Here is a 17,782-nt window from a genome sequence, read left to right on the forward strand (position 1 = left end):
AAACCTTGGGCGCAATCAAGTGATTGTTTGTTTCAACTGAAAGTCTGGGCTTGTTCAGGAGTAGGGGCTTTGCAGGGATGATTGCATCAAACGTCAAGCTGGATGACGGCTGCGTCATCCACCATCGAGATCTTGTGAATCTATACGGCTGCACGATCGGGGCAGGAACGCGCATCGGCACCTTCGTCGAGATTCAGAAGAACGTCATCGTCGGAAAAGACTGCAAGATCTCCAGCCATTCCTTCCTCTGTGAGGGCGTGACGCTGGAAGACGGCGTGTTCATAGGCCACGGGGTCATGTTTACGAACGACACATACCCGCGCGCCGTCAATGCGGATGGCAGCCTGCAGACCGAAGCCGACTGGGCTGTCATCCCTACTCTGGTCAAGCGCCACGCGTCGATTGGCAGCAACGCCACCATTCTGCCTGGCGTCATCATCGGAGAAGCCGCACAGGTCGGCGCCGGCGCGGTTGTAACCAAGGATGTGCCCGACGGCGCCATTGTTGTCGGCGTTCCGGCCAGGATCATCGGTCGCGTTCATGACCGATCAGTCAACATGCAAGCGTTGGGAGAAGTGCAATGATCGGTATCGCCGTTGTTGGGTATGGGTACTGGGGTCCGAATCTGGTTCGTAACATCTCGGAAGCGACCGGCGCGCAGCTCATTTCAGTCTGTGATCTCAATGTCGAACGGTTGGCGGCTGTCAAAAGCCGCTACCCCGCAGTGACGATCACCGCTGATTTCGAGGAGGTTCTGCGCGATCCGAGAGTGGATGCCATCGCTATCGCGACGCCGGTCTTCACCCATTTCAAGCTCGCAATGCAGGCTATGATGGCCGGAAAGCATGTCTTCGTCGAAAAGCCGATGGCTTCGACGACGGAGGAAGCCTCGCGGATGGTCGAAGAAGCCGCGCGCCGACGCCTCGTGCTGGCCGTGGATCATACCTTCGTCCATACCGGCGCCGTCCGCAAGATGCGCGAACTGGTCGAAAGCGGCCTGGGGGACATGTATTACTACGACTCCGTCCGGGTCAATCTGGGGCTCTTCCAGCACGATGTCAGCGTCATCTGGGATCTCGCGGTGCACGACCTGTCCATCCTGGATCATGTCCTGCAGGAAAGGCCGGTGGCTGTTTCTGCGACGGGCATGAGCCATGTACTCGGCGAGCCGGAGAACATCGCCTATCTGACGCTCTTCTTCGAGAGCAAGCTCATTGCACATATCCACGTCAATTGGCTGGCGCCGGTCAAGGTGCGCCGGACGCTGATCGGCGGCAGCAGCAAGATGATCGTCTATGACGATCTGGAGCCCAGCGAAAAGATCAAGGTCTATGACAAGGGCATCACCATGTGCCCCAATTCCGATGCATATGGCGAGAAGGTGCATCAGATGATGGTCGGCTACCGCAGCGGCGACATGTGGGCGCCCAAGCTCGATATGACCGAGGCGTTGAAACGCGAACTGGATCAGTTCGTCGATTGCATCGAGCAAAATTCGCGGCCCATTACGGATGGCCAAGCCGGGCTGCGGGTCGTTCGCATCCTTGAAGCCGCAAGCCGATCGCTCGCCCAGCGCGGTCGTATCATCGAGCTTGAAGAGGCGAGGCGCATTGCATGATCCCGTTCCTGGACCTCAAGGCACAATATCAATCCATCAAGAGCGAAATCGACGCCGCCGTGCTCGGTGTCCTGGCCTCGGGGCAATACATACTGGGCGAGGAGGTCGCTCGCCTCGAGCGGGAATTCGCGGACTATTGCAACGTCAAACATGCGATAGCCGTCAACACCGGGACGAGTGCCCTGCATCTGTCGCTTCTCGCGGCAGGCGTCGGGCCCGGCGACGAAGTCATCACGGTGCCTTTTACCTTCGTCGCAACCGTATCTGCGATCTGTTACGCAGGTGCACGACCGGTATTCGTCGATGTCGAGCCTGTGACGCTCACGATGGATCCGGCGCAACTCGAAGCAAAGATTACACCCCGAACCAAGGCCATTATTCCCGTCCATCTCTACGGTCAGATGGCGGATATGGACGCGATCAAAGCGATTGCTGACCACCACCGGATACCGGTCATCGAGGACGCTTGCCAGGCGCACGGAGCGCAATACAAAGGCGCGCGCGCCGGCAGCATCGGCACATCCGGCTGCTTCAGCTTCTATCCCGGCAAAAATCTCGGCGCCTGCGGCGAGGGGGGTATCGCCGTCACGAACAGCGACGATCAGGCCAAGACGATGCGCATGCTGCGCGACTGGGGTCAGGAACAGCGCTATCACCATCTGCTGAAGGGCTTCAACTACCGCATGGATGCCATTCAGGGCGCGATCCTGCGCATCAAGCTCCAGCATCTCGAAGCCTGGACCGAAGCGCGGCGCGCCCACGGACGCCGCTACTCGTTGCTGCTTGGCGGTTCGGCGAATCTGAGGGCGCCTGTCGAAATCGCCGACCGGCGCCACGTCTATCACGTCTATGCTATCAGAAGCCGCGATCGCGACCAGCTTCAGCGCGTACTGAGCGAAGAGGGCATTCAGTCTGGGCTGCACTATCCGATCCCAGTTCATCTGCAGAAGGCCCATGCCGACCTTGCTTACAAGGCCGGCGATTTCCCAATCTCGGAAGCCGCCGCACGGGAGGTCCTCTCGCTGCCGATCTATCCCGAGATGCCGGCGTGGCACGTCGACCAGGTGGCCGCCGCGCTGGAGAACGCCTATGTCAGCTGATGGTGCGGGCACGGCCCGGATCGTGCAGGCGGTCCATGGCCGTCATGAAAAGCCGGCGGACCCTGCCTACCAGGCCGGGCTGGCCGAAGAACTCAGGCAGTCATACGGGCACGCTGGCCTGATTGAGCTCTACGGTCGTTTCGCGACCGGTGACGGTGTCATCGATACTCTGATGCGAAAAGCCATCTGGCAAGCCATCGCGCGGAGCTGTGGCACAGGGTTGCAGGTTGCAGGCGGCGCCGGTTTCAAACATCCCGAGACGTTCGACATCGGCAATGGGGTGTTCATCGGGGCTCAGGCCTATATCCAGGGTCGCTTCGACGGCCGATGCAAGATCGGCGATAATGTCTGGATCGGGCCGATGGCCTATTTCGACGCTCGCGATCTCGTGATCGAGGATTCTGTCGGGTGGGGACCTGGCGCCAAGGTACTTGGCTCGACCCACACGGCACTGCCCTTGGATGTGCCGATCATTCGCACGGATCTTGAAATCAAGCCGGTACGCATCTGTGCAGAGGCCGACATCGGAACGAATGCGACCATTCTTCCCGGCGTGACCATCGGGAAGGGGGCGATCGTCGGAGCGGGGGCAGTTGTCGTTTCCGACGTCGAGCCGTACTCAGTCGCCGCAGGTGTACCTGCGAAATTCATACGTTGGCGTTCGGATAATGATCCGATGACGAACATGTTGCGTGAGGGAAGATCATGAGAGACAAACGGGTGCTCATTACCGGCGGTGCCGGTCTGATCGGCTCGCATATTGCCGATCTTGTCGCTTTGGAAAAACCTCGCGAGATCATCGTCCTCGACAATTTCGTGCGCGGGCGCCGGGACAATCTCAGCTCGGCGATATCAAGCGCGCCTGTTAAGATCATCGACGGAGATATCCGCGACAGAGCGCTTCTGGCAAAAGTCTTCGAAGGCGTCGACATCGTCTTTCATCAGGCCGCCATCCGCATCACGCAATGCGCCGAAGAGCCACGGCTGGCTTTCGATGTCCTTGCGGAGGGCACGTTCAACGTTCTCGAAGCCGCCGTCAAGGCGGGCGTATCGAAGGTCGTTGCTGCCTCTTCCGCCTCGGTTCTGGGGCTTGCCGAGAATTTTCCAACGACCGAAGAACATCATCCGTACAATAACCGGACGATCTACGGCGCGGCGAAAACATTCAACGAGGGGCTGATGCGTAGCTTTGCGGAGATGTACGGCCTGCGCTATGTCGCGCTCCGTTACTTCAACGTCTATGGGCCGCGCATGGACGTTTACGGCGCCTATACGGAAGTTCTGATCCGTTGGATGGAACGTCTGGTGGCCGGAATGCCGCCCCTCATCTATGGCGATGGTAGCCAGACGATGGACTTCGTCGATGCACGCGACATCGCCCGCGCAAACATTCTGGCCGCCAAAAGCGATGTCACGGACGAAGTGTTCAACGTCGCGAGCGGCAAGGAAATAAGCCTGCTGGAACTCGCGAAGATGCTGAGCGACATTATGGGTTCCTCACTCGAACCGCAGCACAAAGAGGCCCGCACAGTCAACGGCGTAACCCGTCGCCTTGCCGATATCAGCAAGGCCGAACGGCTCCTCGGCTTCAAGGCGGAGATCTCCATGGAGCAAGGGCTTCGTGATCTCGTTGCCTGGTGGCAAACGCAGACCGACGCAGGGGGGCAGGCAGCATGAGCTCATCTCAATCCACAATTCCGGTCGCCAAACCGGTCCTCGGGGAGGAAGAGGCTGAGGCTGCGCGCCGCGTTATTCTGTCGGGATGGGTGACGCAGGGGCCGGAAGTCGCGGCTTTCGAGCGTGAATTCGCTGCCTTTGTGGGCGCCGCGCACGCTTGCGCCATGTCCAATTGCACGACCGCGTTGCATCTGGCCCTGAAGGCGGTCGGTGTATCCGCCGGTGATGAAGTCGTCACGGTCAGCCATTCTTTCATCGCGACCGCAAACGCGGTGCGGTACTGTGATGCGCTGCCTGTCTTTGTCGATGTCGAAGAAGATGGTTACAACATCGAAGCCAGTCTGATCGAAAGGGCAATCACGCCTCGCACCAGGGCAATTCTCTGCGTGCATCAACTCGGCATGCCTTGCGATCTCCGCGCCATCGTGGAGATCGGCAAGCGCCACCAGATACCGGTCATCGAGGATGCAGCCTGTGCGACTGGAAGCGAAATCCTGTGGGACGGCCGTTGGGAAAAGATCGGCAAAGCGCATGGCGACATTGCCTGCTTCTCCTTCCACCCAAGGAAGGTCGTCACGACGGGCGATGGCGGCATGTTGACGACGGCCAATCCCGAATATGACCGGAAGTTCCGGCTCTGGCGCCAGCATGGCATGAGCGTCACCGATGCCGTTCGTCACGGCTCGAAACAGGTCATCTTCGAAGACTATGACGAGTTGGGTTACAATTACCGGATGACCGATCTTCAGGCGGCCGTCGGACGCGAGCAGTTGCGGCGGCTGCCGGAGCTGGTTGCCCAGCGCAGACTGATTGCCGAGCAATATTGCGAACGTCTGTCGACGATTGCCGGACTTTCTCTGCCGGCCGAGCCGCGCTGGGCTCGCAGCAATTGGCAGAGCTTCTGTGTGAGATTGCCCGATACGGTCGACCAGCGGGCCGTCATGCAGACCCTGCTCGATCAGGGTATCTCGACCCGGCGTGGTGTGATGAACATTCATCTGGAGGGAGCCTATTCCGGTGAGAGCTCCCACCGCGCTGCCACGAGCCTGATGCGAAGCGTATCTGCGCAGCAGCAAACGATAATCCTGCCGCTTTATGCCCAGATGACCGTGTCTGACATGGACCGGGTTGTTGAGGCCCTTCGCGCAGCCCTTGCGGAAGCGACCGTCGAAGCCGCCAGCGTGCAACGTGCCATGGATATCGCTGTCGCCTGAACCCGCATTTGCCTGACGTAACAATCAGCATAACGAAGAATGCGCGTATCTCCGGATGCGCGCATTCTTCGTTATGCTGATTTCGTGATCCATCCGCGGATGGTTGCTGGCACCGACTCCGGTGGAAGCAGGTCGATCAGCATGCGCAGGGAATAGAGCCCGCAGAGAGCGACGGCGGCGAAGCCAATCATCGTCGCCGCCCATAGCGGCAAAATCGAGAACATCAGGAATACCAGTCCCGATGCGGGCAAGAAAAGCAGCCCGTGTCTGCGATTGGCGGCGGACCAGCGAAAACCGGTCAGCTTCCGCACGATCACATAGATCAGGATGCTGTGCCAGACATAGAGGCCAAAAAACGCCATACCGGCTCCTTGCGTACCGAGCAGCGATACGAAGAGCCAGGCAAGCCCTACATGCACGACTGCCGCCGCAACCTCCGTCCAGAAGAAAATCGCCTGGGTACGCTTCGCCACGACGATGAAACCCATCGGCCAGGAAATAATCCTCAGCATCATTCCAAGGCAGATCCAGCGCAGAAGATCGACTGCCCCATGAAATTCCGCCGAATAGAACAGGCTCATCATGAGCGGCGCAAGCGTCAAGGTGCCGAGCAGGCCGGGACCAGCGAGCAGCATGCTGATTTCCGCCTGTTCATTGACCAGCCGATTGCATTCGGCATTGTTCTCGGCTGCCGCAGTCAGGCGCGGATAAAAATCCGTTCCCATCGCCTGCAGGATGAAGCCGGCATAGAGACCGCCAAGGCCCCAGGCCGCCTGGTACAATCCAGCCGCCATGACGCCGCCCTCCTTCAGCACGATGAGCCGGATGGCATAAGCTGCGCCGAAGGTCAGAAGCCCGCTTGCCATGAAGACGAAGCCGAGCCTGAGCAGTGCCGACACTTCCCGACCGAACTGGCGCGTAGGCATTGGCGAGGGATGCGGGCAGATCCGCCGGCTGTACCACCAGGTCGGGAGGATTGAGGCAGCCGCAATCACAACGAGGGACGGCGCGATCGCCTGCAGGCCGAACAGATAGATCAGCGGGATGCTGACAGCTGTGCCGATAAGCCCGGCAAGCACGTTGATACGAGCAAGATCGGCAATGCCGCGCAGGCCCTGGATCAATGCAGTCTGCCCTGCAGAGACCAGGCGAAAGAAGATTGCCAGCGATAGCAATGCAATGCCACCGGCATGCTGGTAGTCGCCGAAAGTGAAATTTGAGACCGGGAATGCCAACGCGGCGAGAAGGAGCGCACCAAGCAATCCGAGCACTATCGATATGCGTCTCAGCACTGTTGCTGATCGTGCGATCATTTCTGCGTCGTCGGTGCCCGCAGCTTCGGCAATCTGGCGCACGCCACTGCTGCCCACGCCAAGCCCGGCAATCGCCTGCGCGATATCGAGGATCGACCCGTAAAGGCCCATCAGTCCCACGCCTTCCGGCCCGAGCAGAACAGCCATGGCTTTGTTTCTGACAATGCTGAGTGCGACGTTGACCAGCGAAGACCCGCCCATCAACATCGTCGATTTGAGGATCTGGGTGTAGGTCTGGCTGCTGGGTGGGGTCATGCGCAAAGTCATCGGATGCCCCTAGCCGTTTATTCCGTGCTGGCGTTCAATCGCCCGCCGCAGGGTCGATTGCAGCACATGCATTTTGCGGATCACCGGCTTACCTGACTGACATGCGCCTCTGTCTGAACAGGCACCGCAGCGGCGTCTTCGGACGGCGCATCCGTGAGACCGGGCTGGGTTACCCTGACCACGTCGCCCGGCGCCAGTTCCGTCGTTTCGGAGGCCTGGAATTGATCGACTTGTCCCTTGTCCCGCCGGCTCACGCTGAAGGTCAGCGGCAGTTCTTCATCGCGGTTATTCACGTTAGTGCCGGTCGACAGTTCTCCGAGAAGCAGTTGTTGCGTGGTGTCGCGCTTCAATTTGAGCTGATCGAGATTGGCCTTTTCCGCCTGCACTTCGGAAGCGATCTCGCTCCGGCGAGTGTCAGAAAGTCCCTCGAGATTGCGCGTCGTCTCGTTGATCGCCTGGCGGCCCCGCATGATGGCCGTCACGAGGTCGAGCCGGTCGGAGCGATAGGTGGTGAGCAATCGTTCCAGATCCATCTGGCGTGAAGTGATCGTGAGGCCCTTCTGGACCAGCGTCTTCACGCTCGTCAGTTGCTCTTCGACCGAATGGATATTGTCATCCGAGCCTTTCAGCTTTTCTTCCAGTGTATCGATTTCCGCCGTCAAGAGATTGCGCAATTCGGCGAGAGCCACCGACTGCTTGTCCAGCGCGTTTGCACGAGCCTGAAAAATGACCCGCTCCTCCTGGTAGAGACTCTCGGCATATTGCCGATCGGCAGCCGGCGGCTGATCGAAGACGATCTCCTTCGCGCCGGCCATTTCCGTTTGCAGACGCGCGAGCTTTGCCGAGCTGCGCAGCAGCGAATGGTCGATTTCCCGTAAGTTGCCGACAAGAGTGATCGTCTGCGATCGCTGCTGTGCCGGCGCCCGCAACGGGCCGCCGCTCATGGCCAGGGATTGCAGGACGCTGAGGCCGGAGTGAAACTTATATTCTCCCGGCGCCATCACGTCTCCGACGACGTAAATAGACGGATAGTCGATAATGTCGATGGTCACCGCAGGTGTCTGGGCCAAACCCATCTTTGCCTGAAGGCGCTTGGCAATCTCGTTGGTGAGGCTCGCATTGTCCAGATTTCCAACTGGCAGTGACCCCAGAAAGGGCAGGGAGACTTCACCTGCATCCGAAACCGTATATTCGCCGCCAATCGCATCCCATCGCTCAAACTGGCCCTTGGACGGCATCCATTGGACGATCGTCAGGCGGATTTTCGTTTGTGGAGCCAAAGAGGCGCTATCGGCGAGAGCCGGCGACACAGCTCCGGCAAGAAAGGCGAGCGCACTGATGACAAACGTGGCGCGAAAGAACGGGTGAGGGGCTCGGTGCGATAGATTCATTACATGTCTCGCCTTCAAAACATCCTTCAACGGACGCTGGTCCAATGCCTTAAGCGCTGTTCGAACGCCGGACGCCAAGCCCGAAACCAGATCGCTAGTGTGCAGTCTGGCGAAGCCTTGAGGAAGGTGGAGGTCGTTTACTTTGCCTAATCACAATTGATGAGGTGGGGAGGATGCTTAAGCCTAAATCGAGCAGAAACACATATCTTCGGCGCGACACAGAGGCATCGCCTCGGGCGCGCTAGCCTCGAAGAACCGCAATCCCCCGCGGCAGAGCCTTTATGCTCGCATCGCCAATTTTGCCGGACGACGATATTGACCGGCGTCGCCGCCTTTCGTTCGACAACTCGAAGCCGCGCCAGCGGTGCGGCACAAGGCCCTTCTCGTGCCAGATCTTGACGACTGAATACGCCGCCATCTCAGCCGCCTAGGAGGCTTCAAGCCTTGCACAGCAAGCGGCGAATCTTGGCTTGTCTTATCCATCACGTGAGCGTCCAACACGGCCGGTTGCCCAAAGGATGCCGCCTGTAGAGCGAAAGACGTAGCATATACTCTCTCATTTTTCGACTACAATTCAGGGCCGCGTATCGAGCGGTCCTCATAGATTCGATCCTGATAATCTCGCGGAGGTGCCTGCCATGTATCGCAACGCTCGTCGGTGGACCTCGCGCTCACTCCTGGTGGATTCGTTGATTCCCGCATGGCTGACCGTCGGCGGCAAGGGAAGGCCGCGCAAGCCTGCAGAAAGGCACGAGGACAGTGCTCAACTTGCGGCATCCGTGCAAACTGCGGATGGAAACCAATACGGTACCCTTGTCGACAATCCCCACAACAACGCGGCGCTCAACGAGCATGACTCTGAACATAGAGTGAGCGTGATCGACGACCCGGACGATCGGGCCAATATCACCCGCGTATCGCCGCCCTTGCCCGACGCTTTCGCAACAAGTCGCGAGGCGGGGGTGCGAAGCGGTGAGACTGCCGCGTCTGTGTTGCCCGCCCACACGCCTGGTTTTGCAGGTCTCGGGCGAAATGCGAACGGAGTTGCATTCGGGGCTCAATCGTCCCTTTATCGCACCTACGCTGGAATGAGCCTCATAGGCGACGATCCACTCGCTGCGTATCTGCCGCAAAGCCCTGCACCGACAGCTTCGGGGCAAGATTCTGCTGCGGTGACGGGCGAGCGTGCTCACTCGGGCAAGGTCGTCATTCTCGAATCGAGCCCATCAGCGCAGGCGACTACGCACCAGGCTGGCGTTAATTCACTGGCGTTTGGCATGCCCTTTGGTGTGTGCGGATGCGGCTACTTTACCTCCCCCACGCGGATTCTCGATTGGGCCCATGGCGGCGCCTTGCTTCAGCAAGATGGTCAGTTGCCGGGAACAAGGCTGACCGAAGGGCCGGACTATGTGGAGACGATCAAGCGGGCCATCGGCGCTTCGGTCAGCGATCCGCTTCTCGACCGTGATTTGTCCCCGCTCTCGGGCTGGCGCGGGATCGCAACGTGGACGGATTCGACGATCTTGAACGGATCGTTGCCCGGCGGCGGAGAGACCGGAAAGGGCACCACCACGAAGGGTGTCGGCACCCTTTCCGGCTCGGTGACGACGCCGCCTCAACCTTCTGCGCAGCGGTCGTTGACGACGCAAAATCTGGCGGCCGCTGCGGCGGCGGCCAGCAACGCGATCGTGCTGGAAAACCAGAAGCAGGGCAATCCGGAGAGCGAGTGGGGCATCGACGGTGCCGGCAGCACCAACATTGAAGGGTTTGCGACCGACATCAGCGTCGACAACGGCAAGACGATCAGCTTCAAGATCAATACCAATTCCACTAACTACCGGATCGATATCTATCGGCTCGGCTATTATGGCGGCATGGGCGCGCGCAAGGTCGCGACCATGCAGCATACCGGATTGCAGAATCAACCAAATCCGTTGCGCAATGCTACGACCGGCACGGTCGATGCCGGCAACTGGGCGGTCTCGGCTTCGTGGACCGTACCTGATGATGCCGTCTCAGGCGTCTACATCGCCAAGCTCGTGCGCCAGGATGGCACCTCTGGCGAAAATCAAATCCCGTTCATCGTGCGCGACGATGCCAGCCACAGCGACATTGTCTTCCAGACCGCAGACGAGACCTGGCAAGCTTACAACGGCTGGGGTGGCGCAAACTTCTACGGCGGCAACGGCCCGGCGACGGGCCAGGGCGCTGGTCGCGCCTATGCGGTCAGCTACAACAGGCCGATTGCGACCCGCGGTGGGGTCGGCACCTATGCCGGCCCGCAGGACTATCTGTTCGGCGCCGAATATGCGGGGATCTACTGGCTGGAACAGAACGGTTATGACGTCTCCTATATGTCGGGCGTCGACGTCGACCGCTATGGCAGTCTCCTGCTCAATCACAAGACCTATATCGATGCCGGGCACGACGAATACTGGTCGGGACAGCAGAGGACCAATGTCGAAGCCGCGCGCGATGCGGGCGTCAATCTGATGTTCTGGAGCGGCAACGAGGTCTATTGGCGCACCCGTTGGGGCAATGCCTACAGCGCCGACGGCACGCCTTATCGGACCCTCATCTCCTACAAGGAGACATGGTCGCCTAGCGCCAGCATCGACCCCACCAACCAATGGACGGGCACATTCCGCGATCCGCGTCTCAGCCCACCTGCTATCGGCGGCGGAAACCCGGAAAACTCACTGACTGGACAGTTGTTCAAGGTCGACGATGTCGGCAACAATCTCGCCGCGATCACGGTCGGATATGACGACGCCAACCTGCGCTTCTGGCGCAATACGAGCGTCGCCAATCTTCAGCCTGGCCAGACGGCAACACTCACCAAGAACTATCTTGGTTACGAATGGGACGAAGCGGTTGACAACGGCTTCGATCCCGCGGGCCTGGTGAAGCTGTCGTCGACGACGCTTCCGGTCAGCACTTACTTGCTCGACTACGGAAACACGACCGGCAATGCGACCGCGACCCATAATCTGACGCTTTATCGTGCGCCCAGCGGTGCGCTGGTGTTCGGGGCCGGCACGGTCTACTGGACATGGGGTCTCAGCGACAATCACGACAACCAGGCGACCCCAACCGATCCCCGCGTACAGCAGGCAATGGTCAATTTGCTTGCCGACATGGGCATTCAGCCGGGAACACTGCAATCCGGCCTTGTCGCCACGACTGGTTCCACGGACCATGTTGCACCGACCTCCGTCATTACGGTACCCGCGACAGCGACCGTTGGATCCACCGTGACGATTACGGGCACCGCTGCCGATACGGGCGGCGGGGTCATCGCCGGCGTCGAGGTTTCCACCGACAACGGGGCGAGCTGGCATCCGGCGACAGGTGATGAGAACTGGACCTATAGCTGGTCGCCGCAGGTCGCCGGTAGCTACACGATCCTGTCCCGCGCCGTCGACGATAACATCAACCTCGAAACACCCTCGGCCGGGCGAACGGTCACCGTCACCGGACCCACTTACACATCTCTCTTCGGTTCGGCGACGCCAGCGGTCGTCAACACCGGCGATACCTCAGCCGTTGAGCTCGGGGTCAAATTCCAGACCTCTCTGGCCGGCACCGTCACCGGCATTCGTTTCTACAAGGGCAGCCAGGATACGGGCACGCATACCGGTTCATTATGGTCGAGCACCGGTACGCGGCTTGCGACCCTAACCTTCACGAACGAGTCCGCCAGTGGCTGGCAGATGGCCTATTTCACTAGTCCGGTGTCACTGACGGCCGGACAGACCTACACCGCGTCCTATCACACCAATACCGGTAATTACTCGACAACCGCCAACTACTTCGTCTCCAATGTGACGAGTGGGCCGCTGACGGCGCCGGCCAGCGGCAACGGCGTATACACCTATGGCAGCGCCAGCCTGTACCCCACAAGCACCTTCCAGTCGACGAACTATTGGGTCGATGTGATGTTTACCACGCCGGGCTCGAACACGACGCCGACGGCGGTTGCCGATGCGGGTGATGCGACCGAGAAGGGCGGGGTCGCCAACGGTTCGGGTGGGGTGGTTGCCAGTGGCAACGTGCTGACCAACGACACCGATGCGGATGCCGGTGACACCAAGACGGTGACGGCGATCCGCTTCGGCGCCACAACCGGCACGCTCGGTTCGGCACTGAATGGCACCTATGGCAGTCTCGTGCTCAGTGCATCGGGCGTCTATTCCTATGCCGTCAACGAGACCAATGCCGCCGTCCAGGCCCTGCGGCAGTCGACCAACACGCTGAGCGATGTCTTCAGCTATACGATGCGCGATACCGCCGGCGCCACCGCCACGGCAAGTCTCACCGTCACCATCCACGGCGCCAACGATGCGCCGGTGCTCGCCGTCCAGACGGCCGCCCAGAATGCCACCGTCGGCTCTGCCTTCTCCTTCGTACTGCCGACCACGACCTTCACCGATGTCGACAGCACCGAGACGCTGGCCTATTCGGCAACGGCTGCCGACGGCACGGCGCTGCCTGCCTGGCTGAGCTTCAATGCCTCGACCAGGACCTTCTCCGGCACGCCGACGACATCAGGCACCTACGGTGTCAGGGTGACGGCGACCGACCTTGGCGGCCTTGCCGCCAACGAGAGCTTCAACATCGCCGTGTCGACGCCTGGCAACACGACGCCGACGGCGGTTGCCGATGCGGGTGATGCGACCGAGAAGGGTGGTGTCGCCAATGGTTCGGGTGGTGTGGTTGCCAGCGGCAACGTGCTGACCAACGACACCGATCCCGATGCCGGTGACACCAAGACGGTCACCGCCGTCGTCTTTGGTGCGACATCAGGCACGCTCGGCACGGCGCTGAATGGCACCTATGGCAGTCTCGTGCTCAGTGCATCGGGCGTCTATTCCTATGCCGTTAACGAGAGCAATACCGCCGTCCAGGCCCTGCGGCAGTCGACCAACACGCTGAGCGATGTCTTCAGCTATACGATGCGTGACACTGGCGGTGCCACCGCCACGGCAAGTCTCACCGTCACCATCCACGGCGCCAACGACGCGCCGGTGCTCGCCGTCCAGACGGCCGCTCAGAACGCCACCGTCGGCTCTGCCTTCTCCTTCGTACTGCCGACGACGACCTTCACCGATGTCGACAGCGGCGAGACGCTGACCTACTCGGCAACGGCCGCCGATGGCACGGCGCTGCCTGCCTGGCTCGCCTTCAACGCCACGACGCGGACCTTCTCCGGCACACCGACGGCAGCCGGCACCTACGGCGTCAGGGTGACGGCGACCGATCTCGGCGGCCTTGCCGCCAACGAGACGTTCAATATCACTGCGACAGTGGCGCCTGTGACCTACAGCCTGTTCAACGCCTCCAGCACGCCGGCCCAGACGAACCTCAACGACGGTCAGCAGCTCGAGGTCGGCGTCAAGTTCCAGTCGAACGTTGTCGGTGATGTCACGGGCATCAAGTTCTATCGCAGCGCCAACGACAACGGCCAGAACGTCGTCGATCTGTGGACCACCACTGGCACCAAGCTTGCCACCGCCACCTTCGCCAACACCACGGCGAGCGGCTGGCAGACGGTCAACTTTACAACACCCGTCACGATTGCCGCCAATACCAACTATATCGCCTCCTACCACACCACCGGCGCCTACGTGGCAACTGACAATTTTTATACAACCGCCGTCACCAGCGGTCCGCTGACAGCTCAGTCAAGTGCCGTCGCCGGCGGCAACGGTGTCTATGCGTATGGCGGATCCGTCACCACGGGCATTTTCCCAAATGCCACCTACAATGCTGGCAATTATTTTGCCGACGTGGTCTTCCGCCCGTCGACCGCGAACACGACGCCGACGGCGGTTGCCGATGCGGGTGATGCGACCGAGAAGGGCGGGGTCGCCAACGGTTCGGGTGGGGTGGTTGCCAGTGGCAACGTGCTGACCAACGACACCGATGCGGATGCCGGTGACACCAAGACGGTGACGGCGATCCGCTTCGGCGCCACAACCGGCACGCTCGGTTCGGCACTGAATGGCACCTATGGCAGTCTCGTGCTCAGTGCATCGGGCGTCTATTCCTATGCCGTCAACGAGACCAATGCCGCCGTCCAGGCCCTGCGGCAGTCGACCAACACGCTGAGCGATGTCTTCAGCTATACGATGCGCGATACCGCCGGCGCCACCGCCACGGCAAGTCTCACCGTCACCATCCACGGCGCCAACGATGCGCCGGTGCTCGCCGTCCAGACGGCCGCCCAGAATGCCACCGTCGGCTCTGCCTTCTCCTTCGTACTGCCGACCACGACCTTCACCGATGTCGACAGCACCGAGACGCTGGCCTATTCGGCAACGGCTGCCGACGGCACGGCGCTGCCTGCCTGGCTGAGCTTCAATGCCTCGACCAGGACCTTCTCCGGCACGCCGACGACATCAGGCACCTACGGTGTCAGGGTGACGGCGACCGACCTTGGCGGCCTTGCCGCCAACGAGAGCTTCAACATCGCCGTGTCGACGCCTGGCAACACGACGCCGACGGCGGTTGCCGATGCGGGTGATGCGACCGAGAAGGGTGGTGTCGCCAATGGTTCGGGTGGTGTGGTTGCCAGCGGCAACGTGCTGACCAACGACACCGATCCCGATGCCGGTGACACCAAGACGGTCACCGCCGTCGTCTTTGGTGCGACATCAGGCACGCTCGGCACGGCGCTGAATGGCACCTATGGCAGTCTCGTGCTCAGTGCATCGGGCGTCTATTCCTATGCCGTTAACGAGAGCAATACCGCCGTCCAGGCCCTGCGGCAGTCGACCAACACGCTGAGCGATGTCTTCAGCTATACGATGCGTGACACTGGCGGTGCCACCGCCACGGCAAGTCTCACCGTCACCATCCACGGCGCCAACGACGCGCCGGTGCTCGCCGTCCAGACGGCCGCTCAGAACGCCACCGTCGGCTCTGCCTTCTCCTTCGTACTGCCGACGACGACCTTCACCGATGTCGACAGCGGCGAGACGCTGACCTACTCGGCAACGGCCGCCGATGGCACGGCGCTGCCTGCCTGGCTCGCCTTCAACGCCACGACGCGGACCTTCTCCGGCACACCGACGGCAGCCGGCACCTACGGCGTCAGGGTGACGGCGACCGATCTCGGCGGCCTTGCCGCCAACGAGACGTTCAATATCACTGCGACAGTGGCGCCTGTGACCTACAGCCTGTTCAACGCCTCCAGCACGCCGGCCCAGACGAACCTCAACGACGGTCAGCAGCTCGAGGTCGGCGTCAAGTTCCAGTCGAACGTTGTCGGTGATGTCACGGGCATCAAGTTCTATCGCAGCGCCAACGACAACGGCCAGAACGTCGTCGATCTGTGGACCACCACTGGCACCAAGCTTGCCACCGCCACCTTCGCCAACACCACGGCGAGCGGCTGGCAGACGGTCAACTTTACAACACCCGTCACGATTGCCGCCAATACCAACTATATCGCCTCCTACCACACCACCGGCGCCTACGTGGCAACGGATGCCTTCTTCGCTAATGCCGTCACCAACGGTCCGTTGACGGCCCAATCAAGTGCCGTCGCGGGCGGCAACGGCGTCTATGCGTATGGCGGATCCGCCACCACAGGTCTCTTCCCGACCAACTCCTTCGATTCAGCCAATTACTATGCCGACGTTGTCTTCCGGCCGCAGCTCGTCGGGTGAAGAAAAGGACAAGGCTACGGACCGGTTTCGAATGAGGCTCATACGACGCAAATGCTGGTCGCAGCGAAGGGCGCTTCGACCGCCCGCATTCAAGGAATGCCGATGAACAGGATCGAGCGGCTCCCGGTAACCGTGCTGGCCGGCTTCCTCGGCGCTGGCAAGACGACGCTTCTCAGCCACGTCCTGAATAACCGTCAGGGCCTGCGGGTTGCTGTCATTGTCAACGATATGAGTGAAGTGAACATTGACGCCAGTCTCATTCGAGACGGCGGCTGCAACCTGTCGCATACGACGGAGACATTGATCGAGCTCAGCAATGGCTGCATATGCTGTACCCTGCGCAACGACCTCCTGACGGAAGTACGACGACTGGCCGAAGAGCGGCGATACGACTATCTGTTGATCGAAGGCACCGGCATTGCCGAGCCATGCCCTATCGCGGCAACCTTTTCCTTCCGCGACGAGAACGGCGTCTCGCTCGCCGATTTTGCCAGCCTCGACACAATGGTCACCGTGGTCGATGCTGCAAACCTGTTAGCCGACTACAGCAGTGCCGATCTGCTTGCCGACCGCGGCCTGCAGCGCGACGGTGAGGACCGGCGCACACTCATCGACCTGCTGGTGGATCAGATCGAGTTTGCCGATGTTGTCGTGATCAACAAGATCTCCGACGCGACCGAAGAGATCCGTGCGGAAGTCCGCAAGATAGTTGCTGCGCTCAACCCGGATGCGCGCCAGGTGGAGACGGATTTCGGCAAGGTTTCTCTGGCAACCATCCTCAGTACGGGCCTCTTCGATGAAGCAAAAGCCGCCGCCCACCCGTTGTGGCACAAGGAACTGTACAGCCCGGGCGACCATGTCCCGGAGACGGAAGAATACGGGGTATCGAGCTTTGTCTATCGCACGAGGCGTCCCTTCGACCCCAGGCGGTTTCGAGCATTCCTGGACGAGCCCTGGCCGGGGGTAATCCGCGCCAAAGGCCATTTCTGGCTTGCCACGCGCCCGCGTCATGTGGGCCTGATGTCGGCTGCCGGGGTGCAGCGGCGTTGCGAGCCCATGGGGCTCTGGTGGGCAGCCGTGCCCCGGCAGGATTGGCCGAGCCATCAGCAGTTTCGTCAGCAGCTCGAGAGCCGGTGGGACAGCGCTTGGGGCGACCGCCGGCAGGAATTGGTCTTTATCGGCGTTGATATGGACGAGACAGCTGTACGGACCGCGCTGGACGGATGCCTCGCCAGCGCCGATCCGCGCGACTGGGCGACCCTCGAAGATCCGTTTCCGGCGTGGTAGCACGGGGCGGCGCAGGACAATCCCAGCGTCAACTGGCTTGACCAGCCGGACCGGCCCAGAATTCCTTTTCAACCAGCGTCAGCCACTGAGAGCGCCGCGCGTCTTTTCAGACGCGCTAAGGACGCTCTAACACTTTGAATGGGCGCATAAATCCTTCCAAAAATCGATTCCGATTTTCGGGGTCATGCGCTGGCAGTAGCCGCAGGCAGCTTTGGGGCCTTGTCGGTCGGGTATGAGGTGAG

At 60.9% G+C, this 17,782-nt stretch carries 10 protein-coding genes; 8 read left to right on the forward strand and 2 right to left on the reverse strand.

The window, feature by feature from the left end:
- Positions 1–77 precede the first annotated feature (77 nt).
- Genes CUJ84_RS35405 through CUJ84_RS35430 form a run of 6 tightly spaced genes read left to right on the forward strand, consistent with a single transcriptional unit; the run spans position 78 to position 5,609 of the window.
- Positions 78–584 carry an acyltransferase gene (locus CUJ84_RS35405; protein WP_105010102.1) on the forward strand — a complete coding sequence of 169 codons (507 nt, stop codon included), beginning with the start codon at positions 78–80 and terminating at the stop codon, positions 582–584.
- Positions 581–1,618 carry a Gfo/Idh/MocA family protein gene (locus CUJ84_RS35410; protein ID WP_105010103.1) on the forward strand — a complete coding sequence of 346 codons (1,038 nt, stop codon included), beginning with the start codon at positions 581–583 and terminating at the stop codon, positions 1,616–1,618. Before CUJ84_RS35405 ends, CUJ84_RS35410 begins: the two co-directional genes overlap by 4 nt.
- On the forward strand, positions 1,615–2,718 hold the full coding sequence (locus CUJ84_RS35415; RefSeq protein WP_105010104.1) for a DegT/DnrJ/EryC1/StrS family aminotransferase: 1,104 nt from the start codon (positions 1,615–1,617) through the stop codon (positions 2,716–2,718). Before CUJ84_RS35410 ends, CUJ84_RS35415 begins: the two co-directional genes overlap by 4 nt.
- A complete protein-coding gene (locus CUJ84_RS35420) occupies positions 2,708–3,427 on the forward strand; it encodes an acyltransferase (RefSeq protein WP_027687143.1) in 720 nt (239 codons plus the stop codon). The genes CUJ84_RS35415 and CUJ84_RS35420 overlap by 11 nt, the downstream gene beginning before the upstream one ends.
- A complete protein-coding gene (locus tag CUJ84_RS35425) occupies positions 3,424–4,395 on the forward strand; it encodes an NAD-dependent epimerase/dehydratase family protein (RefSeq protein ID WP_105010105.1) in 972 nt (323 codons plus the stop codon). The genes CUJ84_RS35420 and CUJ84_RS35425 overlap by 4 nt, the downstream gene beginning before the upstream one ends.
- A complete protein-coding gene (locus CUJ84_RS35430; protein WP_105010106.1) occupies positions 4,392–5,609 on the forward strand; it encodes a DegT/DnrJ/EryC1/StrS family aminotransferase in 1,218 nt (405 codons plus the stop codon). Before CUJ84_RS35425 ends, CUJ84_RS35430 begins: the two co-directional genes overlap by 4 nt.
- A gap of 71 nt (positions 5,610–5,680) precedes the next feature.
- On the opposite strand, the gene CUJ84_RS35435 is transcribed toward CUJ84_RS35430, so the two are convergent.
- Both CUJ84_RS35435 and CUJ84_RS35440 read right to left on the reverse strand, forming a co-directional pair.
- The gene (locus CUJ84_RS35435; RefSeq protein WP_105010107.1) at positions 5,681–7,189 is read right to left on the reverse strand and encodes an O-antigen translocase; all 1,509 of its coding nucleotides are present in this window, start codon (positions 7,187–7,189) and stop codon (positions 5,681–5,683) included.
- A gap of 80 nt (positions 7,190–7,269) precedes the next feature.
- Positions 7,270–8,580, reverse strand: a complete 1,311-nt coding sequence (locus tag CUJ84_RS35440; RefSeq protein WP_105010108.1) for a polysaccharide biosynthesis/export family protein — start codon at positions 8,578–8,580, stop codon at positions 7,270–7,272.
- A gap of 638 nt (positions 8,581–9,218) precedes the next feature.
- Here CUJ84_RS35440 and CUJ84_RS35445 point away from each other — a divergent pair.
- Positions 9,219–16,253: a DUF4082 domain-containing protein gene (locus CUJ84_RS35445; protein ID WP_105010109.1), complete on the forward strand. Its 7,035-nt coding sequence runs from the start codon at positions 9,219–9,221 to the stop codon at positions 16,251–16,253.
- Between the two features lie 102 nt (positions 16,254–16,355).
- Entirely contained in the window at positions 16,356–17,540 is a 1,185-nt protein-coding gene (locus CUJ84_RS35450; protein WP_105010290.1) for a GTP-binding protein, read from the forward strand.
- Positions 17,541–17,782: the final 242 nt, after the last annotated feature.

It is taken from the genome of Rhizobium leguminosarum, from assembly GCF_002953715.1.
Taxonomy (GTDB): Bacteria; Pseudomonadota; Alphaproteobacteria; order Rhizobiales; family Rhizobiaceae; genus Rhizobium; species Rhizobium leguminosarum_V.

Coding starts and splice junctions, on each gene's coding strand:
- CUJ84_RS35405 (WP_105010102.1), top strand. CDS start 78: ATGATTGCATCAAACGTCAAGCTGGATGACGGCTGCGTCATCCACCAT.
- CUJ84_RS35410 (WP_105010103.1), top strand. CDS start 581: ATGATCGGTATCGCCGTTGTTGGGTATGGGTACTGGGGTCCGAATCTG.
- CUJ84_RS35415 (WP_105010104.1), top strand. CDS start 1,615: ATGATCCCGTTCCTGGACCTCAAGGCACAATATCAATCCATCAAGAGC.
- CUJ84_RS35420 (WP_027687143.1), top strand. CDS start 2,708: ATGTCAGCTGATGGTGCGGGCACGGCCCGGATCGTGCAGGCGGTCCAT.
- CUJ84_RS35425 (WP_105010105.1), top strand. CDS start 3,424: ATGAGAGACAAACGGGTGCTCATTACCGGCGGTGCCGGTCTGATCGGC.
- CUJ84_RS35430 (WP_105010106.1), top strand. CDS start 4,392: ATGAGCTCATCTCAATCCACAATTCCGGTCGCCAAACCGGTCCTCGGG.
- CUJ84_RS35435 (WP_105010107.1), bottom strand. CDS start 7,189: ATGACTTTGCGCATGACCCCACCCAGCAGCCAGACCTACACCCAGATC.
- CUJ84_RS35440 (WP_105010108.1), bottom strand. CDS start 8,580: ATGAATCTATCGCACCGAGCCCCTCACCCGTTCTTTCGCGCCACGTTT.
- CUJ84_RS35445 (WP_105010109.1), top strand. CDS start 9,219: ATGTATCGCAACGCTCGTCGGTGGACCTCGCGCTCACTCCTGGTGGAT.
- CUJ84_RS35450 (WP_105010290.1), top strand. CDS start 16,356: ATGAACAGGATCGAGCGGCTCCCGGTAACCGTGCTGGCCGGCTTCCTC.